The sequence below is a fragment of the Sinorhizobium sp. BJ1 genome (assembly GCF_002531555.1).
In the GTDB taxonomy this organism is placed as follows: Bacteria; Pseudomonadota; Alphaproteobacteria; order Rhizobiales; family Rhizobiaceae; genus Sinorhizobium; species Sinorhizobium fredii_B.
The window spans coordinates 1-25,643 of the sequence record NZ_NWTH01000009.1 but is presented as its reverse complement, the minus strand read 5'-3'; the positions used below and the strand labels follow the sequence as shown (position 1 = coordinate 25,643).

19 protein-coding genes, 1 tRNA gene and 1 pseudogene are annotated in these 25,643 nt (G+C 62.7%); 8 read left to right on the top strand and 13 right to left on the bottom strand.

Features of this window, described 5'->3' with window-relative positions; genetic code table 11:
- Positions 1-201 precede the first annotated feature (201 nt).
- Together CO676_RS14615 and gltB are read right to left on the bottom strand one after the other, a co-directional pair.
- Positions 202-1,659, bottom strand: a complete 1,458-nt coding sequence (locus CO676_RS14615) for a glutamate synthase subunit beta (protein WP_014765919.1) — start codon at positions 1,657-1,659, stop codon at positions 202-204.
- A gap of 98 nt (positions 1,660-1,757) precedes the next feature.
- Positions 1,758-6,482, bottom strand: coding sequence for a glutamate synthase large subunit (gltB, locus tag CO676_RS14610; RefSeq protein ID WP_097521607.1), 4,725 nt, complete (start codon positions 6,480-6,482; stop codon positions 1,758-1,760).
- 555 nt (positions 6,483-7,037) lie between these two features.
- Here gltB and CO676_RS14605 point away from each other — a divergent pair.
- Complete coding sequence (locus tag CO676_RS14605) at positions 7,038-8,084, top strand: low specificity L-threonine aldolase (protein ID WP_097521745.1); 1,047 nt, start codon at positions 7,038-7,040, stop codon at positions 8,082-8,084.
- Between the two features lie 81 nt (positions 8,085-8,165).
- On the opposite strand, the gene CO676_RS14600 is transcribed toward CO676_RS14605, so the two are convergent.
- Positions 8,166-8,627 carry an Hsp20 family protein gene (locus tag CO676_RS14600; protein ID WP_014765922.1) on the bottom strand — a complete coding sequence of 154 codons (462 nt, stop codon included), beginning with the start codon at positions 8,625-8,627 and terminating at the stop codon, positions 8,166-8,168.
- Positions 8,628-9,009: 382 nt separating this feature from the next.
- On the opposite strand from CO676_RS14600, the gene CO676_RS14595 reads away from it, so the two are divergent.
- Positions 9,010-9,993 (top strand): alpha/beta hydrolase, encoded by a 984-nt coding sequence (locus CO676_RS14595; RefSeq protein ID WP_097521606.1) that lies wholly within the window; start codon positions 9,010-9,012, stop codon positions 9,991-9,993.
- A 1-nt stretch (position 9,994) separates the two neighbouring features.
- Here CO676_RS14595 and hisN read toward each other — a convergent pair whose 3' ends face one another.
- Positions 9,995-10,771 (bottom strand): histidinol-phosphatase, encoded by a 777-nt coding sequence (gene hisN / locus CO676_RS14590; protein WP_014765924.1) that lies wholly within the window; start codon positions 10,769-10,771, stop codon positions 9,995-9,997.
- Positions 10,772-11,059: 288 nt separating this feature from the next.
- A complete protein-coding gene (locus CO676_RS14585; RefSeq protein ID WP_097521605.1) occupies positions 11,060-11,941 on the bottom strand; it encodes an N-formylglutamate amidohydrolase in 882 nt (293 codons plus the stop codon).
- Between the two features lie 189 nt (positions 11,942-12,130).
- Between CO676_RS14585 and cpdR1 the strand changes: the two genes are divergently transcribed.
- Positions 12,131-12,493: a response regulator CpdR1 gene (gene cpdR1 / locus CO676_RS14580; protein ID WP_003531148.1), complete on the top strand. Its 363-nt coding sequence runs from the start codon at positions 12,131-12,133 to the stop codon at positions 12,491-12,493.
- A 308-nt stretch (positions 12,494-12,801) separates the two neighbouring features.
- A tRNA-Val gene (locus tag CO676_RS14575) sits at positions 12,802-12,876 on the top strand.
- 428 nt (positions 12,877-13,304) lie between these two features.
- On the opposite strand, the gene CO676_RS14570 is transcribed toward CO676_RS14575, so the two are convergent.
- The 6 genes from CO676_RS14570 to CO676_RS14540 all read right to left on the bottom strand — a co-directional run bounded on the left by CO676_RS14570 (position 13,305) and on the right by CO676_RS14540 (position 20,619).
- A complete protein-coding gene (locus tag CO676_RS14570) occupies positions 13,305-13,493 on the bottom strand; it encodes a hypothetical protein (protein WP_097521604.1) in 189 nt (62 codons plus the stop codon).
- Between the two features lie 712 nt (positions 13,494-14,205).
- Positions 14,206-14,679 (bottom strand): hypothetical protein, encoded by a 474-nt coding sequence (locus CO676_RS14565; RefSeq protein ID WP_097521603.1) that lies wholly within the window; start codon positions 14,677-14,679, stop codon positions 14,206-14,208.
- A gap of 930 nt (positions 14,680-15,609) precedes the next feature.
- Entirely contained in the window at positions 15,610-15,924 is a 315-nt protein-coding gene (locus tag CO676_RS14555; protein ID WP_014765928.1) for a hypothetical protein, read from the bottom strand.
- A 151-nt stretch (positions 15,925-16,075) separates the two neighbouring features.
- A complete protein-coding gene (locus tag CO676_RS14550) occupies positions 16,076-16,243 on the bottom strand; it encodes a hypothetical protein (protein WP_097521602.1) in 168 nt (55 codons plus the stop codon).
- A 339-nt stretch (positions 16,244-16,582) separates the two neighbouring features.
- Positions 16,583-17,263, bottom strand: a complete 681-nt coding sequence (locus tag CO676_RS14545; RefSeq protein ID WP_097521601.1) for a peroxiredoxin-like family protein — start codon at positions 17,261-17,263, stop codon at positions 16,583-16,585.
- Between the two features lie 89 nt (positions 17,264-17,352).
- The gene (locus CO676_RS14540) at positions 17,353-20,619 is read right to left on the bottom strand and encodes an adenylate/guanylate cyclase domain-containing protein (protein WP_097521600.1); all 3,267 of its coding nucleotides are present in this window, start codon (positions 20,617-20,619) and stop codon (positions 17,353-17,355) included.
- 346 nt (positions 20,620-20,965) lie between these two features.
- Here CO676_RS14540 and ilvD point away from each other — a divergent pair, with 346 nt between their 5' ends.
- Positions 20,966-22,804 (top strand): dihydroxy-acid dehydratase, encoded by a 1,839-nt coding sequence (gene ilvD, locus CO676_RS14535; protein ID WP_014765933.1) that lies wholly within the window; start codon positions 20,966-20,968, stop codon positions 22,802-22,804.
- 126 nt (positions 22,805-22,930) lie between these two features.
- A complete protein-coding gene (locus CO676_RS14530) occupies positions 22,931-23,506 on the top strand; it encodes a nucleoside 2-deoxyribosyltransferase (RefSeq protein ID WP_097521599.1) in 576 nt (191 codons plus the stop codon).
- Positions 23,507-23,510: 4 nt separating this feature from the next.
- Here CO676_RS14530 and CO676_RS14525 read toward each other — a convergent pair whose 3' ends face one another.
- Positions 23,511-23,915: a GFA family protein gene (locus tag CO676_RS14525; protein WP_014765935.1), complete on the bottom strand. Its 405-nt coding sequence runs from the start codon at positions 23,913-23,915 to the stop codon at positions 23,511-23,513.
- Between the two features lie 87 nt (positions 23,916-24,002).
- Here CO676_RS14525 and CO676_RS14520 point away from each other — a divergent pair, with 87 nt between their 5' ends.
- Positions 24,003-24,464, top strand: a complete 462-nt coding sequence (locus tag CO676_RS14520; RefSeq protein WP_014765936.1) for a MarR family winged helix-turn-helix transcriptional regulator — start codon at positions 24,003-24,005, stop codon at positions 24,462-24,464.
- A gap of 11 nt (positions 24,465-24,475) precedes the next feature.
- Here CO676_RS14520 and CO676_RS14515 read toward each other — a convergent pair whose 3' ends face one another.
- Positions 24,476-24,922: a MarR family winged helix-turn-helix transcriptional regulator gene (locus tag CO676_RS14515; RefSeq protein WP_097521598.1), complete on the bottom strand. Its 447-nt coding sequence runs from the start codon at positions 24,920-24,922 to the stop codon at positions 24,476-24,478.
- A 151-nt stretch (positions 24,923-25,073) separates the two neighbouring features.
- Here CO676_RS14515 and CO676_RS14510 point away from each other — a divergent pair.
- Positions 25,074-25,580 (top strand): annotated as a pseudogene (locus CO676_RS14510) (DUF899 family protein); the annotation flags it as partial.
- Between the last annotated feature and the right edge of the window lie 63 nt (positions 25,581-25,643).

Sequence of the window (25,643 nt, the reverse complement as noted above, 5' to 3'; positions counted from 1 at the left end):
CGTCATCCTCGGCCTTGATTCGAGGCTCCATGCCCCAGGATTCCCCATTACGCATGCTCGTGACATTTCGGAGCGAAGCTTGCGCAGCCCCTTGTGTTTGGATCCTTGGGTCAAGCCCGAGGATGACGGCGGTTAGAGAGGTGCGGCAACTTAGACGCAGGGCCCGCAATTTGCGAGACCCGCATGGAGCGTTTAAGCCGACTACCGCGGCAGCAGCGTCGATCCCATCAGGGCCTCGTCGATCGCTCGCGCCGCCTGGCGGCCTTCCCGGATCGCCCAGACGACGAGCGACTGGCCGCGGCGGACGTCGCCGGCGGTCCAGAGTTTGTCGAGCGAGGTCCTGTAGTCCCGCTCGTTCGCCACGACGTTGGTCGAGCCGCGCCGGTCGGTGTTAAGCGAGAGCTTGTCGCCGAGGTCCTTGAGCACGCTGTCGGTGAAGGGACCGCGGAAGCCGATGGCGATGAAGGCGAGGTCCGCCTTGATGATGAACTCGGTACCGGCGATCGGCTTGCGGCGATCGTCGACCTGGCAGCACTTGACGCCGGTCAGGTTGCCATCCTCGTCGCCGACGAATTCGAGCGTCGCAACCTGGAATTCGCGGACCGCGCCCTCGGCCTGGCTGGAGGAGGTGCGCATCTTCGTCGCCCAGAACGGCCAGACGGCGAGTTTGTCTTCCTTCTCGGGCGGCTGCGGGCGGATGTCGAGCTGCGTCACCTTGACGGCACCCTGGCGGAAGGCGGTCCCTACGCAGTCGGAGGCCGTGTCGCCGCCGCCGACGACCACAACATGCTTGCCGCCGGCAAGGATCGGCTCGGAGGGCCAGCCGACGCTGTCGATGTTCTCGCGGCCGACGCGGCGGTTCTGCTGCACCAGATAGGGCATGGCGTCGTGCACGCCGATGAATTCGACGCCTGGAATTCCGGCATCGCGCGGAGTCTCGGAGCCGCCGCAATAGAGCACCGCGTCATTGTCATCGAGAAGCGTCTGCACCGCCACGTCGACGCCGACATTGACGCCGCAATGGAAGGTCACGCCTTCGCCCTTCATCTGCTCGACGCGGCGGTCGATGAAGTTCTTCTCCATCTTGAAATCCGGGATGCCGTAGCGCAGCAGACCGCCTGGCTTCGATTCGCGCTCGTAGACATGGACCTCGTGTCCGGCGCGGGCGAGCTGCTGGGCGGCCGCCATGCCAGCAGGGCCGGAGCCGATGACCGCCACCTTCTTGCCGGTCTTGGTCACGGCCGGCTGCGGCACGATGTAGCCCATCTCATAGGCCTTGTCGGCAATCGCCTGCTCGACAGTCTTGATCGCCACCGGCACGTCTTCGAGGTTCAGCGTACAGGCTTCCTCGCACGGCGCCGGGCAGACGCGGCCGGTGAACTCCGGGAAGTTGTTGGTCGAATGCAGGTTGCGGATCGCCTCGTCCCAATTGCCGTTATAGACGAGATCGTTCCAATCCGGGATCTGATTGTGTACCGGACACCCGGTCGGCCCATGGCAGTAAGGAATGCCGCAGTCCATGCAGCGAGCGGCCTGCTTCTGCACTTCCTGCTCGGACATCGGAATGGTGAATTCACGGAAATGGCGGATGCGGTCGGACGCCGGCTGGTACTTCGCTACCTGCCGGTCGATCTCGAGAAATCCAGTAACCTTGCCCATCTTACGATCCTGATAATTTCAATCTGAACGGGCGCGCCTCGGCGCGCGTAATGGCCCCCGCACCGGAACCGGATCGGGGGCCGCTCTTTCAGAGCCGGTTACTCGGCCGCTTCAGCCATCTTCATGCGCTCCATGTCCTCTAGCGCACGGCGGTATTCGACCGGCATGACCTTGCGGAATTTCGGCCGGTAATCCGCCCAGTGTTCGAGGATCTCCTTGGCACGCGGCGAACCGGTGAAGTGCAGGTGGTTGGAGATGAGCTGATAAAGCCGCTCCTCGTCGTGGCGCGTCATGTCGCCCGAGACGTCCACCCGTCCCTTGTACATCAGGTCGCCGCCGTGATGGTGCAGCTTCTCCAGCATGTCGTCCTCCTCCGGCACCGGCTGCAGCTCGACCATGGCCATGTTGCAGCGGCGGGCGAAGTCACCTTCCTCGTCGAGAACATAGGCGACGCCACCGGACATGCCGGCCGCGAAGTTGCGCCCCGTACTGCCGAGCACGACGACCACACCGCCCGTCATGTATTCGCAGCCGTGGTCGCCGACGCCCTCGACGACCGCCACCGCGCCGGAGTTGCGCACTGCGAAGCGTTCGCCGGCGACGCCGTTGAAGTAGCACTCGCCCGAGATCGCCCCGTAGAGCAGGGTGTTGCCGACGATGATCGATTGGTGCGGCACGATCCTGGTGTTTTCCGGCGGCCGGACGATGATGCGCCCGCCGGAAAGGCCCTTGCCGACATAGTCGTTGCCGTCGCCGACGAGATCGAAGGTGATGCCGCGCGCCAGGAACGCCCCGAAGGACTGGCCAGCCGTGCCCTTGAGGGTCACATGGATCGTGTCGTCCTTCAGGCCCTTGTGGCCCCAACGCTTGGCGAGCGCACCGGAAAGCATGGCGCCGGCCGAACGGTCGACGTTCTTGATCTCCGCCTCGAATGCCACCGGCACCTTGGTCTCGAGCGCGAGCTTGGCCTTCTCGATCAGCCTGCGGTCGAGAATGTCGTCGATCGGATGGTTCTGACGGGCCGTCCAGTAGGTCGCTTCCTTCGGCGCTTCCACCTTGTGGAAGATCTTCGAGAAGTCGAGGCCCTTGGCCTTCCAATGTTCGATCATTCGGTCGCGCTCGAGCAGCTCCGAAGCGCCGATGATGTCGTCGAGTTTGCGGACCCCGAGCGAGGCGAGGATTTCCCGCACCTCTTCGGCCACGAAGAAGAAGTAGTTGATGACGTGTTCCGGCGTACCCTTGAAACGCTTCCGAAGCACCGGATCCTGGGTGGCAACGCCGACCGGACAGGTGTTCAAGTGGCACTTGCGCATCATGATGCAGCCGGCCGCGATCAGCGGAGCGGTGGCAAAGCCGAACTCGTCCGCGCCGAGCAGCGCGCCGATGACGACGTCACGGCCGGTTTTCAGGCCGCCGTCGACCTGCAGCGCGACGCGCGAGCGCAAGCCGTTCAGCACCAGCGTCTGCTGGGTTTCGGCAAGGCCGATTTCCCAGGGGCTGCCGGCGTGCTTCAGCGAGGTGAGCGGCGAAGCCCCGGTGCCGCCGTCGAAACCGGCGATGGTGATGTGGTCGGCGCGCGCCTTGGCGACACCGGCCGCGACCGTGCCGACCCCGACTTCCGATACCAGCTTGACCGAGACATCGGCCTCAGGATTGACGTTCTTCAGATCGTAGATCAGCTGCGCCAGATCTTCGATCGAATAGATGTCATGATGCGGCGGCGGCGAGATGAGGCCGACGCCCGGCGTCGAGTGACGCGTCTTGGCGACGGTCGCATCCACCTTATGGCCGGGCAGCTGCCCGCCCTCGCCGGGCTTCGCCCCCTGCGCCACTTTGATCTGCAGCACGTCGGCATTGACCAGATATTCGGTGGTGACGCCGAAGCGGCCGGAGGCGATCTGCTTGATCGCCGAACGCTCCGGATTCATCGAGCCATCCGGCAGCGGCAGGTAGCGATCGCTTTCCTCGCCGCCCTCGCCGGTGTTCGACTTGCCGCCGATCCGGTTCATCGCCTTAGCGAGCGTCGTATGCGCCTCGCGGCTGATCGAGCCGAAGGACATCGCCCCGGTCGAGAAGCGCTTGACGATCTCGACTGCCGGCTCGACCTCGTCGACCGGGACCGGCTGGCGGCCGGCGGCCTCGGCGCTCTTGAGGGTGAAGAGGCCGCGGATGGTGTTCATGCGCAGCGCCGATGCGTTCACCATCTCGGCGAATTCGCGGTAGCGATCCTCGGCATTGCCGCGCACCGCATGCTGCAGCGAAGCAATCGCGTCCGGCGTCCAGGCATGGCTCTCGCCGCGCATGCGGAAGGCATATTCGCCGCCGATGTCGAGCGCGTTGGCCAGCACCGGATCGACGCCGAAGGCGGCCTTGTGACGCGCCACCGTCTCGGCGGCGATCTCCTCGAGGCCGATGCCCTCGATGGTCGTCGCCGTGCCGAAGAAATACTTGTCGACCAGCTTCGACGAGAGGCCGACGGCGTCGAAGATCTGCGCGCCGCAATAGGACTGGTAGGTCGAGATCCCCATCTTGGACATGACCTTCAGGATGCCCTTGCCGACCGCCTTGATGTAGCGGTAGACGATCTCGCTGGCGTCGACCTCCTTCGGGAACTCGCCGCGCTTGTGCATGTCGACGAGCGTGTCGAAGGCGAGATAGGGGTTGATCGCCTCGGCGCCATAGCCGGCAAGCAGGCAGAAGTGATGCACCTCGCGCGGTTCACCGGATTCCAGCACGATGCCGACCGAGGTGCGCAGGCCCTTGCGGATCAGGTGGTGATGCACCGCCGCGGTGGCGAGCAGTGCCGGGATCGCGACGCGATCCGGACCGACCTGCCGGTCGGAGAGCACGATGATGTTGTAGCCACCCTTGACCGCCGCTTCGGCCCGCTCGCAGAGCCGGTCGAGCATTTCCGGCATGCCTTCGTCGCCGCGCGAAATGTCGTAGGTGAAGTCGAGCGTCTTCGTGTCGAAGCGGTCTTCCGTGTGGCCGATCGAGCGGATCTTCTCGAGGTCGCCGTTCGTCAGGATCGGCTGGCGGACTTCCAGCCGCTTGGCATGCGCCATGCCGGCGTGGTCGAGGATGTTCGGCCGCGGGCCGATGAACGAGACGAGGCTCATCACCAGTTCCTCGCGGATCGGGTCGATCGGCGGGTTGGTGACCTGAGCGAAGTTCTGCTTGAAATAGGTGTAGAGCAGCTTCGGCTTGTCGGACATCGCCGAGATCGGCGTGTCGGTGCCCATCGAGCCGATCGCTTCCTGACCGGTCGTCGCCATCGGCGACATCAGCAGCTTCGTGTCTTCCTGGGTGTAGCCGAAGGCCTGCTGGCGATCGACAAGCGATACGTCGCGGCGCAGCGCCCGCGGCTCGACCGGCTTCAGGTCTTCGAGGATGAGCTGGGTATCGTCGAGCCACTGGCGGTAGGGATGCTTGCCGGCAAGCGACGACTTCACCTCCTCGTCGGAGATGATGCGGCCCTCTTCCATGTCGATCAGCAGCATCTTGCCCGGCTGCAGGCGCCACTTCTTGACGATCTTGTCTTCATCGACCGGCAGCACGCCGGCTTCAGACGCCATGATGACGCGGTCGTCGCTGGTGACGATGTAGCGCGCCGGGCGCAGACCGTTGCGGTCGAGCGTGGCGCCGATCTGGCGGCCGTCGGTGAAGGCAACCGCCGCCGGTCCGTCCCACGGCTCCATGAGCGCCGCGTGATACTCGTAGAACGCCTTGCGCTCCGGCGACATCAGCTGGTTGCCGGCCCAGGCCTCCGGGATCAGCATCATCACCGCATGCGACAACGAATAGCCGCCCTGCACCAGGAACTCCAGCGCGTTGTCGAAGCAGGCGGTGTCGGACTGGCCCTCGTAGGAGATCGGCCAGAGCTTCGAGATATCGTCGCCGAATAGCGGCGAGGAAACCGACGCTTGCCGCGCCGCCATCCAGTTGACGTTGCCGCGCAGCGTGTTGATCTCACCGTTGTGGGCGACCATGCGGTAGGGATGCGCCAGCTTCCAGGACGGGAAGGTGTTCGTCGAGAATCGCTGGTGAACCAGCGCTACGGCCGACTGGAAGCGCTCGTCGGCGAGGTCCTTGTAGTAGGCTCCGACCTGGTAGGCGAGGAACATGCCTTTGTAGACGATGGTCGAGGTCGACAGCGACACGACATAGAAGCCGAGATCGCCACCATCCGCCTCCGCATAGATGCGGTTGGAGATCACCTTGCGCAGCGTGAACAGGCGCCGCTCGAATTCCGCGTTGGTGGCGGCGTCGCGGCCGGCGCCGATGAAGACTTGCACGTGGTGCGGCTCTGTGGCAGCGATGTCGGGCGCCTTGGAGAGCGATGAATTGTCGACCGGAACGTCGCGGAAGCCGAGCAGGTGTTGACCTTCCTCGGCGACCACTTCGCTGATCACCTCCTTGAAATGGGCGATCAGCTTGTCGTCGCGCGGCATGAAGAGATAGCCGACGGCATATTCGCCGGCCTTGGGCAGGGTAACCCCCTGGCCGGCCATCTCCTCGCGAAAGAAGCGGTCGGGAATCTGCACGAGAATGCCCGCGCCGTCGCCCATCAGCGGGTCGGCGCCGACCGCACCGCGATGCGTCAGGTTTTCGAGCATGAAGAGGCCATCGCGCACGATCTGGTGCGACTTCTCCCCCTTCATATGCGCGACGAAGCCGACGCCGCAGGCGTCGTGTTCGTTACGCGGATCATAAAGGCCCTGTTTTCGCGGCAGACCGGAGGGGAATGCGGGCGTTTTCACAGCCGTCGCAGCATTCTGTGCGAGGTTGAGCCCAATCTGTTGTGATGGCGAATGATCCGTCATCGTCTTCCCTCCTGTTGCACCCGGAATTCCGGGCATGCCGCGGCCCGCGCGCCTATCGCCGTCCTGCGTTTCGCATCGCGGCAAGCCGGGGCATTATCGTCGCATGATCCTGATCAGGTCGCAAATGAAGCGCGGCTGCACCAGGCACGAATGTCCACGACCATCCTGATGGCAGGCAGTCACGGCCGAATGAAATCCGGCCAAACCCCTTGCGCTCTCCGCCCGATGCCGCTTTTCGCTGGCCTTCCGGCGATTGTTCCGGTCCCTAGACCGAAATAGGACAGCAAACCTGTCCTATTTCATGCGCTCTATGCCAGAAAGCGCCCCCCTTCGCAAGGGGCATCGCCGCAAATAATAGAGGAGATTTTGCCGAACATTGCCGTAAATTGCGCAGTTTTGAAATTAAATTACGCCTCGGGCCCACATTCTTCGCTTTGGTTTCAAACTGGTCTCCTGTTGGCATTGCGCCGGAGCCAAAGCATTGCCTGACAGGCGAACTCGGCTATGGTCTCGCCGAAGCATCCGCCAGGGGCTGACAGACAGGGTGATGTGCCAATGATATTTGCCTCCGACAACTGGGCCGGTGCCCATCCGGCAATTGCCGATAACCTCGTCGCGCATGCCCAGGGCTATGTCTCCGCCTATGGCACGAGCGATCTCGACCGGTCGGTGGAAAAACGCCTGTCGGAGATTTTCGAAAGGGATGTCGCGGTGTTTTTCGTCGGCACCGGAACGGCCGCCAATTCGCTGGCACTGGCGAGCGCCAATAGGGCGGGGGGCGTCGTCTTCTGCCACCGCGAGGCACATGTGAATGTCGACGAATGCGGGGCGCCGGAGTTTTTCTCCCATGGCGCCAGGCTGAGCCCGGTCGACGGCGAGCATGGCAAGATGGCAGCAGCCCGGCTCGAGGCCGAAATCCGCCGGTTTCCACCGGAATTCGTACATGGCGGCCAACCGATGGCGGTAACGCTGACGCAGGCGACCGAAAGCGGTAGCGTCTATTCGCTCGAGGAGATCGAAACGCTCGCCTCGATCGCTCAATCCCACAAGCTGCCGTTGCACATGGACGGCGCACGCTTCGCCAATGCCCTGGTCAGCCTCGACGTCACGCCGGCCGAGATGACTTGGAAGCGCGGCGTCGACCTTCTGTCCTTCGGCGGCACGAAGAACGGCTGCTGGTGCGCCGAGGCCCTTATTCTCTTCGACCTCTCCAAGGCGCACGAAATGCACTTCCTGCGCAAGCGTGCGGCGCAGCTCTTCTCGAAGTCGCGCTTTATCGCAGCCCAGTTCGAAGCCTATCTCGCCGGCGACCTGTGGCTCGAACTCGCCCGCCATGCAAACGCCATGGCCCGTCGCCTGGCGGAGGGAATCTCGGCTTCGGCCGATAGCCGGCTGGCCTGGGCGCCGGAAGCCAACGAGGTTTTCGTGATCCTGAAGCGTGAGTTGGCCGCACGGCTGCAGCAGCAGGGGGCGGTCTTCTACGACTGGCCCGTGCCGCACCATCTCGCCGGCAGCCTCACCGAGAATGAAGGCCTCTATCGCCTCGTCACCAGCTTCGCCACGCAGGCCGAAGATGTCGACCGGTTCGTCGCTGCCTGCTGAAGACCGCCGCCGCGGCGGAAATGCCCCATGAAAAAACGGCGCCCCCGAGGGCCGCCGTCCTAATAGGCCTGACCGTTGAAGTTAGGCGTTCTGCGCCTCGATCTGCTTCGGCTGAGAGGAGACCGAAGTGATCTCGATGCGGCGCGGTTTGGCTGCTTCGGGGATCTCGCGCAAGAGATCGACATGAAGCAGGCCGTTCTTCAGCGAGGCGGCTCTGATCTCGACATGGTCGGCAAGCTGGAAGCGGCGCTCGAAGGCGCGCTTGGCGATGCCGCGATGGAGAAACTGGGTTTCCTCACCCTTCTCCTCGCTCTTTTCGCCCTTGATCGTCAGCGTGTTTTCACGCGCTTCGACCGAAAGCTCGGTCTCGTCGAAGCCGGCAACGGCCATGGTGATGCGATAGGCGTTTTCGCCGGTCCGCTCGATGTTGTAGGGCGGATAGGTCTGCGCCTGATCGGGCTGGCCAAGGCTGTCAAGCATGGTGAACAGGCGATCGAAGCCGACGGTGGAGCGGTAGAGGGGGGAAAAATCAACGTGGCGCATGGTGTCCTCCTTCAAGAGCAACGGTTTGCGATGTCTGCCCTGCCACCCCATTTGGCTGTGGCATGACCGGTGAACGGACCCGTCTACGGCGTCCGCAAGCAAGACATGGGAATGCCTTCGCATGAGTTCAAGGGGCCGTCTGGCAGCGTTGGTGAACGGCATATGAACGACCGGTTCGGTCGCCGTTCAGCCATGCGGGTATAAAACAAGCACACTGGGTGAAAGCGCCCAGGGCTGAAGTGACATGTCCCTTCTCCTTCAGCGGCCGGAAGCGGTGATCGTCCGGATTTCATCCGCCGCTTCCGGCTTTTTTCTTTGACGCAGGCGAGACCGCCGCCTATCCCTGATGATCTCGACTTCGTTCTAATCGGCCGACGCCTTCATGACGACGATCCTTCAATCCACGCCGGACAATCCGATACCGGGAAAGCCCCAGGTGGGCTTTTTCGACGGCGCCGGCGATCGCAAGATTCGTTATGCGGTGTTCAAGGCGAACGCGCCGGTCACGCGCGGCACGATCGTGCTGCTGCAGGGGCGCAACGAGTCGATCGAGAAATACTTCGAAACGATCGGCGACCTCATGGCGGCAGGATTTTGGGTCGCCACTTTCGACTGGCGCGGCCAGGGTGGGTCCGAACGGCTGTTGCCACAGCCGGGCCGTGGCCACGTGGAGCATTTTGCCGATTACGAGCGCGACCTCACGATATTCCTCGAGCAGATCGTCCTGCCCGACACGCGCCTGCCCTTCTCCATCGTCGCCCATTCAATGGGGGCGCTCGTCGCCCTGTCGCTGGCGCCGATGCTGGCAAGCCGCATCGACCGGATGGTGCTGCTCGCCCCCTTCCTGGGCTTGAGGGGCCAGGCGATCGGCGAGCACGGCATCGTGGCGATCGCCACCGCCATGCGCTGGTTCGGCCTCGGCAGCCTGCCGGTGCGCGGCGACACCGAGGGTCGGACGCCGTTCGACAACAATCCGCTGACCACCGACAGCCGACGCTATGCGCGCAACCTGGCTTTGATCGACGCCCATCCGCATTTGCGGATCGGGCCACCGACGGGCCGGTGGCTCAGCGAGTCGTTCCGGGTGATCAGGCACGCCATGCGCCGCGAACACCTGACGAAGATCATCGTCCCGACCGTCATCCTGGCGCCGACGGCCGACGCTCTCGTGCCCTATCTCGCGATGGAGTTCCTCGCCAGCAATTTCCGGGCCGGCCACCTGATACCGATCGACGGCGCGCGCCACGAGCTCTTCCAGGAGGCCGACCGCTACCGCGCTCAGGCACTCGCCGCAATTCTGGCCTTCCTGCCGGAGGCGAATGACGAGGACGCCGATCCTTCGCCGCGCACCATGGAGGATGCGTGAGTCAGCGTGATCGCAACATCTCCAGCGCCTGCGCATGCAGTTCCGGGCTGCCGGCGGCGATGATCTCGCCGCCCATTTCCGCCGGCCCGCCCTGCCAGTCGGTGATGACGCCGCCCGCCTGCTCGATCAGCGGAATGAGCCCGCCGACATCATAGGGCTTCAGGCCGCATTCGATGACGAGGTCGACATGGCCGGCCGCCAGCAGCGCGAAAGCGTAGCAATCGCACCCGTAGCGGAAGAGCCGCACCTTCGCCTGCAGCGCCTCGAAGCGCTCCTTGAGTTCGCCCGTGTAGAGATGCGGCGAGGTGGTGAACAGAACAGCGTCCGAGAGCGCACCGCAGGGACGCGTTGACAGCACCTTCTCGCCGCCGGGGCCGCGATAGGTCGCTTTCTGGCCGTCGGCGAAATAGCGCTCGCCGGTGAAGGGCTGGTCCATCAGTCCCATGATCGCCCTGCCGTTGCGGTAGAGCCCGATCAGAGTTCCCCAGACCGGCAGGCCGGAGATGAAGGCACGGGTCCCGTCGATCGGATCGATGACCCAGACATGTTCGCGATCGAGGCCAATATTGCCGTGCTCCTCGCCGAGGATGCCGTGCTCGGGAAACGCGCCTTCGATCAACAGCCGGATCGCCGCTTCCGCCGACTGGTCGGCTTCCGTGACGGGGTCGAAACCGCCCTCGAGCTTGTTGACGACGCTCGTGCCTGTGCGGAAGCGCGGCAGGGTTTCCGCCTTGGCGGCATCGGCGAGGCGGTCGAAGAAGGAACGATCGGGCAGCATGTCACTCTCTTGAGCGGAGGAACGAAGTTCCTTCTGAATAGAGGAAATTTGTCGAAAGGCAACGACGGCACCGGCGGCGCCGGTTCGGGAACAGCTGCGTCCACGTCCGGATCGCTGCATTGGTTTTGCCGCGACGCAAAAGACTGACCCCTTGAAACTTGACAATTGTGCAGTGCAATATTAAAGTTTCCAGGCAGTCACGCGTGGCTGCAAATACCCTCCTTGGGTGTTTCCTCCCTAGACTTGACCGCGCCGCTGGCGCGGTTCTTTTTGAGCGCGAGAGGGATTTTACTCCGCAGCAAGCGGCAGATAGGCGCCGTACTCCTCCACATGGCGCGCCAGCGCCGCGACGAAGGTCGCAAGATCGGTCGCCAGGGCGGCGAAACCCGGCTTTCTGACCAGTGTCGCCTCGTCGATATAGAGGCTGCGGTTGATCTCGATCTGAAGCGCGTGAAGACCGCGCGTCGGCCGACCGTAGTGCTCGGTGATGAAGCCGCCGGCATAGGGCTTGTTGCGGGTCACTGCATAGCCGAGCTGCTCCAGGAGCTCGACCGCAACGCGTGACAGTTCCGCGGCGGCACTCGTTCCATAACGGTCGCCGATGATGAAATCCGGGCGCTGGCCGCTACCTGCCAGGTGAACGTTTCCGGGCATCGAATGGCAGTCGATGAGCACCGCCATCCCGAACTGGACATGGGTGCGGGCAATCAGCTTCCTGAGTGTCGCATGGTAGGGTTTGTATATCGCCTCGATGCGCGCCAGCGCCTCCTCGACCGGGAAACGGCTGCGATAAATCTCCATGTTCTCGGCCACCAGCCGCGGCACCGTCCCCAGCCCGCCGGCAACCCGCATCGAGCTGATATTGGCGTGGGCCGGCAGCGGCCCCTCGAACATGTGCGGATCGAGCTCGTAGGGTTCTCGGTTGACGTCGAGAAAAGCGCGCGGGAAATGGGCCCGCAGCAGCGGCGCTCCGAGAAGTGTCGCGCTTTGGAAGAGCTCGTCGACGAAGTGATCCTCGGACCGGCGGATCGAATGCGAATCAAGCCGCGACTGATCGAGAAAAGACTGGGGATAAGTGCGCCCGCTATGCGGGGAGTTGAACACGAAGGGGATCCGCTGGCTCGCGGGTTCCAGAACCTCGAACACGTCCCACTCGGCCACTTCCCCCATCGGAACCCTTTTACTATATGCGCATCTTGGTGTTTGGATCATGTTGCCAGCTGGCCGCCTCTGTGTCCATAGTGGCCTCCCGCCGGTTCAGGGGGTTGACGCCTTCCGCTCACCGGATATTTACGCTGTTGCGGTTTGCTAGGCTGCCGCATCCCAGAAGCATTGAAAAGAAGTAGCCACGGCCGATTCATGACTGCGAAAATCCTCCTTGCCGAAGACGACAACGACATGCGCCGCTTCCTCGTGAAGGCGTTGGAAAAGGCTGGCTACAAGGTCCTGTCCTACGACAATGGCGCCAGCGCCTACGACCGGCTTCGCGAAGAGCCCTTTTCGCTCCTCCTGACCGACATCGTCATGCCAGAGATGGACGGCATCGAGCTTGCCCGCCGGGCAACCGAGCTCGATCCGGACCTGAAGGTGATGTTCATCACCGGGTTTGCCGCCGTCGCGCTGAACCCGGACTCGAAGGCCCCGAAGGACGCCAAGGTGCTCTCCAAGCCCTTCCACCTTCGCGACCTCGTCAACGAGGTCAACAAGATGCTGGCCGCCTGAAACAGCCCCGTCGGCCCCGCCGGCGCCCGGCGCTGTGACAACCGTCGATCGCTCGATCTGAACGAATAAATTCCCCTCGATTCCCGTACGCAAGGGCGCGGGGTCGTTCTGCCGCTGCACGTTCATTCGGCAGCGGCTTTTTGTTATTTCAATCATTTAGTCTGCTCAATGCGCCTGCAGCGAGCAAAAGTCGGAACGCGAGCCATAGCAATTCCGCCGCGCCGACGCCTTCGAATTTTCTGTCAAAAAACCTTCGAAAAGCCTATTGACGCCGACGCCGGTTTTATGGTCTATGCGCCGCATCGGATGGGCGTGTAGCTCAGCGGGAGAGCACTACGTTGACATCGTAGGGGTCACAAGTTCGATCCTTGTCACGCCCACCATCCAATTCCTTGAAATGATTACGTTTTGGTGGTCCTCAGGGGCCGCTTTACGTAGTGCTCTTTAGGTTCAGTGAACCTGCGCCCCTGATGATCGGGTTTATGATTCCCGATTTGATTAAAATTCAATCACCGCTTACATTGTGATCACTCATACGCCTTTCGTCGTTGACCACGGATGTACTGGCAGCGGCGGGAGGCGATGACGGAAGGTCGGGGCCAGCGTTCCCGGCCTTTTTTGTTCGTCTCTCCAAAGCAAAGCGCCCGCTGATTAGACGGGCGCCGGAGTCGTCTCTTGGACTCTTCGCTCCTTTTTTGGGATCGCATAGGGCATGTATGCGTAGAGCGATGCGATATAACGACTCAGTGCTCAAAAGGTTCCCCGAAGCGAACTCCGCAATCCTTGGTACGAGTGCTCGGGTCAACCCGCGTCAATATTCGCCGATCATGCCCATGATCTCGTCAGGCGACTCGTTAACCTGGAGCGTGACGCAGGTCCCGCTTTTAGTCGCGCAGGTGACGAGAGTGGTGCGCCGCTGCCCTTCAACCCGCTGGAAGTGCGTAACGGTGTCCATGTTGACGAATATCGGTCCATTGCTGTCGTGCAATTCGAGCCACATGCATAGGTCCTCTCTGAGATAGCGTGTCTCAAGGATAGCACCAAAAGGGCCAGGGAAAGTCTCGTCTAGCGGCTCTGGAGGGCGGTTGGAGAAGGTTTCAGCGATTTACCGATGGATGATGAGGAACGGCGGGAAATCGCGTCTATCCCGTTGAATTGAGCGGCCGGCATCTGCTGCCCGGAACATTCACTCAGCTTGGATGTTTTGTCCCTTTGGACGGGCCACATGAAGAAGCCCCACACAAACTTGGCGAGGCGTATCCGGCGGACAATGGCCACCGCTCGCAACGTCGATTTCCTCCGATCTCTTCCCGTGTTCAAAGTCAAGCCACAACTGCCCGCGAAGATAAGAGATCTCCTGCAGCGGTTACATGATGTGGAGAACTCAAGGAATGACCGCTCCCCTAAGTAGGACGGGCGGGGGCCTTTTTTGTTGCCTGCTGCTCGCGAGGTGCCAATCTATGCAGTTGTCAGATGTGATGGGAGAGATGACGTGGCGAGAAGCAAGGAACACATCGATAACCTGCTGAGATTGCGTCAGGAATTGGTCGAGCGTCGACGCGATGTTGCCAGCAATAGGGAGCCAGGGAGGTCGTGGCAACTGCAAAGGGCGTGATTGAATTTCAGATGAGCATCGAGGCGATCGATCGAGCCATAGACGACGAAAAAAGGCTACACCGGGCTTCAGAAGCGCCACTGGGCGCCCCTCCGGTTTAACGCTTCCCCAGCCTCCGCAGGTGCCTTTTGTAGCTTCCCGGGAACCGCTTTAGCTTCCCTGCACCGGGTCTGTTCGCCTGTTCTACCAGGTGAGAAAATTCCGGATACTCCGCTTTCAGCCGCCTTATCTGGCGACCCTGATGGAGGATGGGCACGAGTTCGACAATCGACCGGTACTTGATAAGGAAAGGCAGAAGATCGCCTCCATCCACCGGTATTTGCCCCACGGCAGAGGCCATCGTCGGCGAAGATTCTTTTCGGGGAATACCGAGCTCTGCCCATGTCTTCACGATGGGCATCCACATCGCGAAGCTTGTGGGGATTTCTTCACTGGGGTAGCTGGCACCCTCCTTAACTTCCCAATGCCTCAGAAGCCATTTTAAAGGTGTGCCGGGCTGCAGAGTGACGGAAAGACGCCACCCCGAGATAAGCCCGGGATTTTGTTTCGCGAGTTCCTGCATACTCGACATGGTCCACCCCCGGCGTAAAAATGCTTCGCGATACGGGACCTGTCTAGTTACACATTTGGGTAGGTAAGCCACCGAAAAACAATCCTGAAGCGAGTTTGGGAACCCGCCATCAACCGCACCTCGGCTACGGCCGAGCGGAGCTCTGCTAGGACCTTGGTCCAACAATAAATGGGCCAGAGGTCTTAGCCCAACTTGTTATTATCCCATTGATATTGCTTGTAATCCTTGACTCACACGTGGCCTGTGCGACCCTCGGACTCCTGGTTGTACCCCGGGGGAGGCAGGCAATGAGACTCATGAAAGTGAAGAAGAAGTATCTCCGAAAGACCCACGAGCCGGGTGTAACCGAACGCCTTGTTGATGGAAGCATCGGCATTCGGGGTGCAGCCCCTGGTTTCTCATACCGCGCGGAATGGACTCACAATGGGCGTCCGGGCACTTTCGAGGCGTGGCTGATAAGCAAGGGCGTCATGCCCAAGCAGTAGACTCACAGCGGCCGATAGATCGTCACGCGGCCGATCGCTCCTGCTGATCTGCTTCCTGGGCGAGGCGCATGTAGCGGTGCGCAGCTTCGCTAAGAGAAATCAGGTTCGCGCTTCAGCCATCCCTGAATTCGCCATGCGGATGAGCGGTCTTCCTCGAGTGTCGATCCGGGCTTTCCTCGCGAAGGTCAAGGCATGCGCTGACCGGCTTTCATCCGGCCCTGCGGAATTCGTCCGCCTTGGCTTGGCGCGACTTCACCCTCTATTTCGTTGATATTTTCGACGTTCTTGGGCCGGTAGAGGTATTTCCCATAGGCCGATCGCAGCTTGCCCAACCGCTTTTTCGGCTGCGGGTCACGCGATTGTCACGATCGGCGGCTAGGAAAGACCCACTTCGCCTTTGACCACGGATGGACTGGCAAAGGGGAAGATGATGAGGAAGGTCGGATCAGCCCGGCCTTTTTTGTTGGGCGAGGTTTCGCGACTGAAGCTCGAGTGGGAGACCTTGGATTGCGTAGCGCGCCAGGCATGTTCCTGACGGTTGCCTGTGCTTGCCGGCAGTGCCCAATTGATATTCGAGCTTCGCTGCAAGGCCCATTCGGGACGTCTCACCCGCCAGGAACAGCTTGGTCACAAGCAATGCGGCCGTGTTGAAAAGCCGCTGATCCGCGACAAGGAGGCTGGCGTCATAGCCGGCCTCGTCCAAGACGGACCGGATCATGTCCAAATCGGAATTCGAGAAATTGTCTACGGTGGAAGACATGACGTCCTCCTTTCGTTGGGGGCCAGGGTAGTCAGCCCTCAAGCAGTAGCGCCCGTAATATTGCTACTGAAGGTTGGACACTGCGCCTTTGCGATCGCAATGGCAACCGCCCCAAGGTTTTATTTAGATCGCCGCTCGGACATGGCCGACTCTAGAGCCTGACGATATCGCCGACCCAATATTCCACCCGATACCGAACCGAGTTGGCTTGTTCTTTCGCTTCGCGCCAAGTCGCGCGGCTATACCGGCCGTCCCAGACGATCTGATCGATCGCCATAAGGCCAGCCAATGCAACAATGAAGAGTAGCGAGCCGCGCATATCGACATCTTGTCGATGAATTATTTAGAAAGATCTAACGCGCGACCTCGCCGGTCTTTCGATTTCTGCCGGTCGATACTTGCGACGCTCTCGGAGAGGCCCGCATATTCACCGCCGATGCAATCGATCCGTGCTTCTTCGATTGCTTGTCATCCGGTTGTCACGATCGGCGGCTAGGAAAGATCCACCTCGCCTTTGACCACGGATGGACTGGCAAAGGGAAAGGTGATGAGGAAGGTCGGGTCTACCCCGGCCTTTTTTGTTTGCAGTGATCGCGAAAATGCGAGCCGGGCACAGTCTGCCCACGCGCCGGAGGAAGGCGCCCCTGGCCGCCAGCTTTCAGTGAGCGACCTGCGACGCTGCCGACATCACTTCGTCCGGAGAAGGCGCACGGAACATGTTGCGGCCGTCCGGCGCAGCTTCGGTAAAGGACCATCGCACAACACCGTCCCGGTCGAGCAGGAATTCACCGACGAGTTGCGCCATCGCCGCGGCCTCCATCCGACGGTCGTCGTCCGTCATCTCGTAGGCGTCGGCCTTCTGGAGATAATTCGACGCGGCGACCGGATCCATCGGTTTCGGCAATACGCCAGGCATGTCGATGCGCATCGACATCACCGTCTGCATGCTCATCTTGCGCGGCCAATCGTCCTCGTCTTCGGTGAATTCGAGATTCGGCAAGCCGAAGGCTCGATGCGAAATCCGGTCGGGATCCGCCGCGGCGAGCAAATTCGGCAAGGGATGGTAGCGGAAATAGAGGCGCGCTCGCTCGATCGGCGTGTTCACGACGGTTAGGGTCTCGACGCCCTTTTCGCTCAGAGCAGCCTTGAGCTGCGCCATCGTGGCGATCTGCCGGCGGCAGAATGGGCATTGCAGCCCCCTGAACAGACCCACCAGAACAGGTTTGTGTCCCCGAAAATCATCGAGGGCGATCTTGCCCTCCTGGGTGATCGCGTCGAGCACCACGTTCGGCGCCCGGTCGCCCGGCTGCAATGGCCCGGAGCTGCGATTTTCCGCCATGGCTGTTCTCCTCCCTCGTGCAGCCCCGGGCCTCGTTTAGGCGTGCGAGGCTGCTTCTCTCCGCGCCCTTGCCTGGAATGAAGGACCGTTCAGTCGAGGAACGGCAGTATCACCAAGGCTTCCGGGTCGAGATCGTGGCTTTCGCAGATGTCGTGAGCCAAACGGAACTGGCGTTCGGCCTCGGCGAGTTCGCCTTCATCGAGGCAAAGTGTCGCTAGGCCATCATAGCACGGAAACAGCACCTGCGCCTCGCCGGTTTCGCCGGCAAGGGCGAGCGCTTCGCCGTAGAGCTGGCGCGCATCAGCTGGCCTGCCGTGGCACTGGTAGATCTGCCCCAGCACGAGCAGCGATACCGGCAAATGGTCGCGCTGATCGAGCGCCCGGTCGATTTCGATCGCCCTTTGCGCCGCCGGCACGCCTTCGGTCGCGCAGCGGTCGGTGAAGGTGCAACAGGCGACCGCGAGATTGGCGAGCAGCCGAGCCTGAAAGCCGAGATCGCCGATGCGGTGGGCCATGTCGAGGCCGCGCCGGCAGATGTCGATCGCAAGCTTCGGGTCGACGATCGTATAGAGCACGCCGAGATTCGTGTAGCCGCGGCAGGCCGCGTGCATCAGGGCAGCTGCTTCGGCGACGGCAACGCTCGTCTCCACAGCCTCGATCGCCTCTCGCGTGCGGCCGCTTCGCGCGAGAGCCACCCCCTTGGTATTCAATGCCTCGGCGGTGACAAGGGCCACCTCCCGCCGGGTCTCGTCGCTCACGTCTGGACCAAGCGCCTTGACCCGCTCCAAAGCTTCCTCCGCCCATTGGGAGGCAGCAAGATAGTCGCCCATGCGGAAGGCGAGATGCCCCCGCTCCTGCAACAGCGACGCGCTTTCGACCGGTGCCTCGGCGCGTTCGAGGAGGCCCGACGCTTCCGTGAATCTCGCCTGCGCTTGATCGCGCTTGCCGGCCTCCCAGAGAAGATGGCCGAGCTTGCGGAGGATTCGTGCAGAAGCAACTGGGTCTGCCGATACGCGATGAGAGCCAAGCAGGGCGCGGTAGTGCTCCTCGGCTTGCGCGCGCTCGCCGAACGGCACCAGGAGATCGGCAATCCGCTCGCGAGCGACGAACCAGTCCGGCCGCTCTTCGCCAAGCGTGGCAAGGGCGGCCATCGCCTGCCGATAGAAGCGGATGGCGTCCTCGTTGGCGTAGAGCTGGCTTGCCCGGTCTCCTGCGGCCATCAGGTAGTGTGCGCCCCTGGCCCGATCGGCGGACTGACTGTAGTGATGCCCGAGGACAGCCAGATCCTCGAAGCGCTCCGGATTCTCCCCATGGCGGCGCTCCAGAGCGTTCGCGATGGCCGCATGAATCTCCGTGCGCCGCTTGACGAGGAGATTGTTGTAGACCACCTCGTGCAGCAGGGACTGCACGAAGCGAAAGCCTTGCGGTGCCTGCGTACCGCCCCTGGCACTCTCTTCGATGATCTCGGCGTCGCAAAGCAACTCCAGACCCGATGCGACATCGCTGGGCTGGGGAGAGATGACGGCAAGCAACTCGGCGTCGAAGCGCGGGCCGATGACGGCCGCACCATGGACGAGACGGCGCACCTCCTGCGGCAACCGATCGATCCGCGCCAGCAGCATCGCCTCGATACCCGCGGGAATGTCGACTCTCGCTTCGCCGTCGGCGACGTGCCATTCGGAGCCATCGCGCCGCAGCGTTTCGAGCTCGATGAGGCCCCGGACGATTTCCTCGATGAACAGTGGGTTGCCGCCGGCACGCGCGAGGATTTGCTGGCGCAGGCTTCCAGGGAGGCAAGTCTCTCCGAAGAAACCGGCAAGAAGCCGCTGTCCGTCGGCGGGAGAGAGCGGCCCGAGGCGCAGTGCGGTGACGCCCGTGCGACCCGGGGCCAGACGCTCCGGGCCGGCGTCGGGTCGCTGCGTGGTGATCAGCATCAAAGGACGACGATCCAGCCGGTCGAGCACGAAGCGCAAGGCCTCCAGGGAAGCGGAATCCGCCCAGTGCAGATCTTCAAGGACGATGAGCAACGGCGTCCGTTCGAGCCGCCGCTCGAACAGGGTGCGGATGACGGAGAGGAGTTGGCGCCGGATCTGGTCGGGAGCAACGTGCTGCAGGGCACCTTCGCGATCTCCTATCCCCAGGATATGGAAGAGAAGCGGCATCAACTCGCCGAGCTCGTCGGCGCTAAAGCCGATTTCGGCAAGACCGGACGCCAGCCGCTCCTGCGTTTCCTCCGCCGTCCCGCCGGCAGGTATGCCATATGCACTGCTCAGCACGGTGGCGAGCGTCCCGTAGGACGGCTCGCCGAGCGGAGAACAGGCCGCACGCCTGACGGCCACATGCGCAAAGCGCGGATCCTCGCCGAGGGTCGCCAGAAACTCGCTCACCAGACGCGACTTGCCGATGCCGGCTTCCCCGGTCAGCCGCACGACCTGCGCGGTGCCGGCGCAGGCGAGCACCAGGCAATCGCGCATGCGGGCGACCTCGGCGTCGCGTCCGATGAGCGGCGCACTGAGACCGAGGGCGTCCAGGCCCCTTGCCGGGCGCGGCGCCTCGAGCGCGCCGCCCACGCGATGGACCTGAAGGCTGCCGGTCTTGCCGCGCAGGGCAACGGCGCCGAGCGTTTCATAGGCGAAGGCATGCCGGGTGAGCTTGTAAGTAACCGGCCCCGCAAGGATTTCATCCGGGCCCGCCAACGCCTGCAGGCGCTGCGCCGTGTTTACAGTGTCGCCGGTGACCGAATAGGACTTCGTGTCGCCCGCCCCGAAGCCGCCGGTGACGACCGGGCCGGTGTTGACGCCGATATGGAGGCTGAGCGGCAGGCCGATGCGCCTGTGCCAGCGGTCACTCACCTGCGCGGCCCGATCGCGCATCTCCAATGCGGCCCGAAGAGCCCTCTCCGGATCGTCCTCATGGGCCACCGGGGCGCCGAAGAGCGCAAGCAGCGCATCGCCGATGAACTTGTCGACGAAGCCGCCGAACGTCTCGACGGCGCTCGTCAATTCCTCGAAGAGCTCGTTCTGCAGCGCCTGGAGAATTTCCGGATCGATCTGCTCGCTAAGGCCGGTGAAGCCGCAAAGATCGGCAAACAGGACCGTAACTGTGCGCCGGTCGGCCCTGATATCCTGTGCCGACGGTGCTGCAGGCGCCTGTGGCACAGGCGCCGTCGTGATCGGCTTCGGAGCCGGTCGGGCTTCCGCGGGCGCTCCGAGCCGGGCGCCGCAACTGGGGCAGAAGGCGAAATGCGGCGCGCAGCGGTAGCCGCAAGCTGGGCACGAACTCTGCTGTTTGGCGCCGCATTTCGGGCAAAACGCGAAGCCGCTCTCTATCTCGCTACCGCATTCATGGCAGTTCATCGCGGACGAACCTCAATACGCACCCGGCGGCGAAGAGTCCGCGGCACAGGCGTGAATGCTGCAAAAGAATGGACTTGTTGATCCGGCTTGGCAAGCAAGGCGCCATCCAGGCGAACATCGAGGAATAGGTCGGCACATAGCCCAACCGCTCCGGATCGAATGCCGTGCAAGGCAACTGCGACCGACCAGACCTCGCCCTCAAGGCCTGCGCGCCTGTCCGCCCCGGCAGGCGGAAATAATCTGACGCGAAAGATGACGCGCGCGCAATTTTGCGCTAGTACCCCTGCACCGGCGCTCAAGGATCGCCATATTCGCGTATCGACATTCGTCCGTGAAGGAAACGTTCATGCCTGCCTATCGCTCCCGCACCACCACTCACGGCCGCAACATGGCCGGCGCCCGCGGCCTCTGGCGCGCGACGGGCATGAAGGACAGCGACTTCGGCAAGCCGATCATTGCGGTGGTGAACTCCTTCACCCAATTCGTGCCCGGTCACGTGCATCTCAAGGACCTCGGCCAGCTCGTCGCCCGCGAGATCGAGGCGGCGGGCGGCGTCGCCAAGGAATTCAACACCATCGCAGTCGACGACGGCATTGCCATGGGCCATGACGGCATGCTTTATTCGCTGCCGTCGCGCGAAATCATCGCCGACAGCGTCGAATACATGGTCAACGCCCACTGCGCCGACGCCATGGTCTGCATCTCCAACTGCGACAAGATCACCCCCGGCATGCTGATGGCGGCCTTGCGCCTCAACATCCCCGCCGTCTTCGTCTCCGGCGGGCCGATGGAGGCGGGCAAGGTCGTGCTGCACGGCAAGACGCACGCGCTCGACCTCGTCGACGCCATGGTCGCGGCCGCCGACGACAGTGTTTCCGACGAGGACGTCAAGGTCATCGAGCGGTCCGCCTGTCCGACCTGCGGCTCCTGCTCCGGCATGTTCACGGCCAACTCGATGAACTGTCTGACCGAGGCGCTCGGCCTGTCGCTGCCCGGCAACGGCTCGACGCTCGCCACCCATGCGGACCGCAAGCGCCTCTTCGTCGAGGCCGGCCATCTCGTCGTCGACCTGGCGCGGCGCTATTACGAGCAGGACGACGACCGTATCCTGCCGCGCTCGGTCGCGAGCAAGAAGGCCTTCGAGAACGCCATGGCGCTCGACATCGCCATGGGCGGCTCGACCAACACCGTCCTGCACATCCTCGCCGCCGCCTATGAAGGCGAGGTCGACTTCACCATGGACGACATCGACCGGCTGTCGCGCAAGGTTCCCTGCCTGTCGAAGGTAGCACCGGCAAAAGCCGACGTGCACATGGAAGACGTGCATCGCGCCGGCGGCATCATGTCGATCCTCGGTGAACTGGAAAAAGGCGGCCTCATCAACCGCGAGTGCCCGACCGTGCACAGCGAGACGATCGGCGACGCCATCGATCGCTGGGACATCACCCGCACGTCGAGCGAAACGGTCCGCAACTTCTTCCGCGCCGCCCCCGGCGGCATCCCGACCCAGGTCGCCTTCAGCCAGGCGGCGCGCTGGGACGAACTCGACACCGACCGCGAGAAGGGCGTCATCCGCTCGGTCGAACATCCCTTCTCCAAGGACGGCGGCCTCGCCGTCCTGAAGGGCAATATCGCGCTCGACGGCTGCATCGTGAAGACGGCCGGTGTCGACGAGAGCATCTTGAAGTTCTCCGGTCCGGCCCGGGTCTTCGAGAGCCAGGACGCCTCCGTCAAGGCGATCCTCGGCAACGAGATCAAGGCCGGCGACGTGGTCGTCATCCGCTATGAAGGTCCGAAGGGCGGACCCGGCATGCAGGAAATGCTCTATCCGACGAGCTACCTGAAGTCGAAGGGCCTCGGCAAGGCCTGCGCGCTGATCACCGACGGCCGCTTCTCCGGCGGTACCTCCGGTCTCTCGATCGGCCACGTCTCGCCCGAGGCGGCGAATGGCGGCACGATCGGGCTCGTCCGCGAAGGCGACATCATCGATATCGATATCCCCAACCGCACCATCAGCCTGCGCGTCGAGGAAGCCGAGCTTGCCAGCCGCCGCGCGGAGCAGGACGCCAAGGGATGGAAGCCGGCCGAACAGCGCAAGCGTCGGGTGACGACGGCGCTCAAGGCCTATGCCGCCTTCGCGACCTCCGCCGACCGCGGGGCTGTCCGGGACCTGGGCGACCGCTAAGCCATCGGATCGCCGCAGCTGCAAAAGGTTATGTCAGACCGGATGAGCTTCATCTCCTCATCCGGCTCCAGTTTGTCGAGAACGCAAGTCCGATCCAACCACATCGTCGGGCGGGACTGGGAACTTATGGCGAAGAAAGTCTACCTGGCCGGACCCGAGGTCTTCCTGCCCAATGCGCTCGAAATGCTCGATCAAAAGGCGTCGCTGACGCGTGCCGCCGGATTGATCCCCCTGTCGCCGGGCGACCTGAAAATTCCGCCAACCAATTCGAAGCGGGATCGTGCGGCAGCGATCAGCGCCGTGGACGAACAGATGATGCTCGAGGCGGACGCGATCATCGCAAACCTGACGCCCTTTCGCGGCATCGCCGCCGACACCGGGACCACGTTCGAGCTCGGCTTCATGTGCGCGCTCGGCAAGCCGGTCTTTGCCTATACCAATGTGGCGCGCGACCACACCGACCGCGTTGTCGAACACTTCAAGGGCGCCGTCGCGCCTGATGCGGAAGGCCGGTTGCGCGACCCCGACGGGTTGTCGGTCGAGGATTTCGGCCTGATCGACAACCTCATGCTGCATTCCGGCATCGAACGCCGCGGCGGCATCATCATAGTCGGCGATGCAGCGAGGGACGCGGTCTACACCGACCTCGCGGCGTTCGAGAAATGCCTGGCCGCCGCGGCCCGCAAGCTCAGCGAAACGTGATCCCTCACATGTATTTCGTCTCGGCCGGCGCATTCCACCAGTTGTTGTGCAGCCCGTCCATATACTGGATCGGCAGGGCCGCAAGCACCCCCGGATCGATATCGTCGAGGCACGAAATATTGATGGAGACGAAGGCGCCGCCGATCTCTTCGACATAGCCGTGGCCGTAGGGCGCGGCACCGCATGTCATGCAGAACCGGTGATGGCCGCTCATCGTGGCGAACTGATAGTCTCCGATACCGGTCTCTTCGCACAGGAGCCGAAAATTCTCCGGCTTCACGCTGGCGCCCCAATAGCGCAGTTTCGAGCAGTACGAACAATTGCATCGACTGGTCCCGGCGTTAAGGTCGACATCGACCTCGTACCGAATCCGTCCACAATGGCAGCTACCCTTGTAGGTCGTCTTCATCAGCGTTCCTCCCATTCAAAGCTTGTAAAGCCGACACGAATACGACAACATATTGTCAACATCCACTTTTGACAGCATGTTGTCAATATGAGCTTTCCCACGCGCACGCCCGCCGGCGATGCCTTTGCCGAATTGGCAATCTCCGTGCTTCGTCTCGCCGGTCACCTGAACTCGGAAGGAGATAGGCTTGCGGAGCCGTCCGGCCAGAGCAGTGCGCGATGGCAGGTGCTGGCGGCAGCCGGCCATGCGCCCATGTCCGTGGCGGAAACAGCCCGATTGCTGGGATTGGCCCGGCAAGGGGTGCAGCGCATCGCCGATCTTCTCGATGCCGAGGGATTGATCGCCTATCGGAGCAATCCGGTCCATCAGCGCGCCAAGTTGATGGCGCTAACCGAGAAAGGGGAGGCGGCGCTCGCCGACATCGCCGGCCGGCAGGCCATCTGGGCGAATGCGCTCGGAGCTGACTTAGGGGAAGAGAGGCTGCGGCAGGCAACGGCGCTGATCACGGAGATTGTCGCGCTTCTCGGCGAAAGGCGCACTCCATCCTGATCATGCGGCGCCTATGTAAGAGCGAGGAGGTCGGCCCGCAGCCGCTCGGGGCCGGCGTCGCCGAGTTGCGCATCGATCGCCTCATGCGTTCGCTTCCAGATTGGCACGGCTTCAGTCAGCAGCCGCTCGCCCGCTTCCGTCAGTCGCAGGCGCCGCAGTCGTCTGTCCTGCGGATCCACGAAGGTCTCCAGAAGACTGCGACGCTCCAGCGGCTTCAGCGCTGCAGTCAGCGTCGTGCGATCCATGGCCAGGAGCGACGCGACCGCGCTCATGCTCGGCGGCTCCGGCCTATTGAGCGACATCATCAGCGAGAACTGTCCATTGGTGATGTCGAGCGGCCTGAGCGCCTCGTCGAAACGGCGGGCCAGCGCCCGGGCGGCGCGCTGGACATGCAGGCACAGGCAGGTATCCCTGACGAAGATCGTGGTCGAGAAAGGGATGAGCGGCGACTTTGACATGTCCGACTAATGTTGATATCAACCTAAATAGTCAAGCACAAATGGCAATGCCTCCACCGTTCGACGTGCTCACCGCAAGGCTCGAGCTGCGTTATAATCGGTGCTCCAACGAGAAATTCGAACAAAGCCCCGCACTGGAGGAGGAACGGATATGGGACCGAACCACGCCGTCGTATCTCAGGAGGAATGGCTGCAGGCACGCAGATCGCTGCTGGCGCTGGAGAAGGAACATAGTCGGCTGCGGGACAAGATAAACACCCAACGTCAGGCATTGCCTTGGGTGCGGCTGGAGAAATCCTACACCTTAGATACACCGGAAGGCCCAAGAACGTTGGCGGAGCTCTTCGACGGACGCAGCCAGCTTCTCGTCTACCACTTCATGTTCGGCGAGAGCTGGGACGCCGGTTGCCCAAGCTGCTCCTTCCTTGTCGACCATTTCGATGGCGCCCTGCCGCATCTTAACCATCACGACGTTACGCTGGTCGCCGCATCGAGCGCGCCGCTCGAGAAGATCGAGGCCTATCGACAGCGAATGGGCTGGGATTTCCCCTGGGTTTCCGCCTCGGGCAGCGACTTCAACGGCGACTTCCACGTGTCCTTCACGCCCAGCGAAATGGCGAAGGACAAGGTCGTGTACAACTTCACCGAAATCGATCCTAACATTACAGTTGCATATTTATTTATGATCTGAATCTATGGGTCTCCATGATTCGGAGGTCAT

Coding starts and splice junctions, on each gene's coding strand:
- CO676_RS14615 (WP_014765919.1), bottom strand. CDS start 1,659: ATGGGCAAGGTTACTGGATTTCTCGAGATCGACCGGCAGGTAGCGAAG.
- gltB (WP_097521607.1), bottom strand. CDS start 6,482: ATGACGGATCATTCGCCATCACAACAGATTGGGCTCAACCTCGCACAG.
- CO676_RS14605 (WP_097521745.1), top strand. CDS start 7,038: ATGATATTTGCCTCCGACAACTGGGCCGGTGCCCATCCGGCAATTGCC.
- CO676_RS14600 (WP_014765922.1), bottom strand. CDS start 8,627: ATGCGCCACGTTGATTTTTCCCCCCTCTACCGCTCCACCGTCGGCTTC.
- CO676_RS14595 (WP_097521606.1), top strand. CDS start 9,010: ATGACGACGATCCTTCAATCCACGCCGGACAATCCGATACCGGGAAAG.
- hisN (WP_014765924.1), bottom strand. CDS start 10,771: ATGCTGCCCGATCGTTCCTTCTTCGACCGCCTCGCCGATGCCGCCAAG.
- CO676_RS14585 (WP_097521605.1), bottom strand. CDS start 11,941: ATGGGGGAAGTGGCCGAGTGGGACGTGTTCGAGGTTCTGGAACCCGCG.
- cpdR1 (WP_003531148.1), top strand. CDS start 12,131: ATGACTGCGAAAATCCTCCTTGCCGAAGACGACAACGACATGCGCCGC.
- CO676_RS14570 (WP_097521604.1), bottom strand. CDS start 13,493: ATGTGGCTCGAATTGCACGACAGCAATGGACCGATATTCGTCAACATG.
- CO676_RS14565 (WP_097521603.1), bottom strand. CDS start 14,679: ATGTCGAGTATGCAGGAACTCGCGAAACAAAATCCCGGGCTTATCTCG.
- CO676_RS14555 (WP_014765928.1), bottom strand. CDS start 15,924: ATGTCTTCCACCGTAGACAATTTCTCGAATTCCGATTTGGACATGATC.
- CO676_RS14550 (WP_097521602.1), bottom strand. CDS start 16,243: ATGCGCGGCTCGCTACTCTTCATTGTTGCATTGGCTGGCCTTATGGCG.
- CO676_RS14545 (WP_097521601.1), bottom strand. CDS start 17,263: ATGGCGGAAAATCGCAGCTCCGGGCCATTGCAGCCGGGCGACCGGGCG.
- CO676_RS14540 (WP_097521600.1), bottom strand. CDS start 20,619: ATGAACTGCCATGAATGCGGTAGCGAGATAGAGAGCGGCTTCGCGTTT.
- ilvD (WP_014765933.1), top strand. CDS start 20,966: ATGCCTGCCTATCGCTCCCGCACCACCACTCACGGCCGCAACATGGCC.
- CO676_RS14530 (WP_097521599.1), top strand. CDS start 22,931: ATGGCGAAGAAAGTCTACCTGGCCGGACCCGAGGTCTTCCTGCCCAAT.
- CO676_RS14525 (WP_014765935.1), bottom strand. CDS start 23,915: ATGAAGACGACCTACAAGGGTAGCTGCCATTGTGGACGGATTCGGTAC.
- CO676_RS14520 (WP_014765936.1), top strand. CDS start 24,003: ATGAGCTTTCCCACGCGCACGCCCGCCGGCGATGCCTTTGCCGAATTG.
- CO676_RS14515 (WP_097521598.1), bottom strand. CDS start 24,922: ATGTCAAAGTCGCCGCTCATCCCTTTCTCGACCACGATCTTCGTCAGG.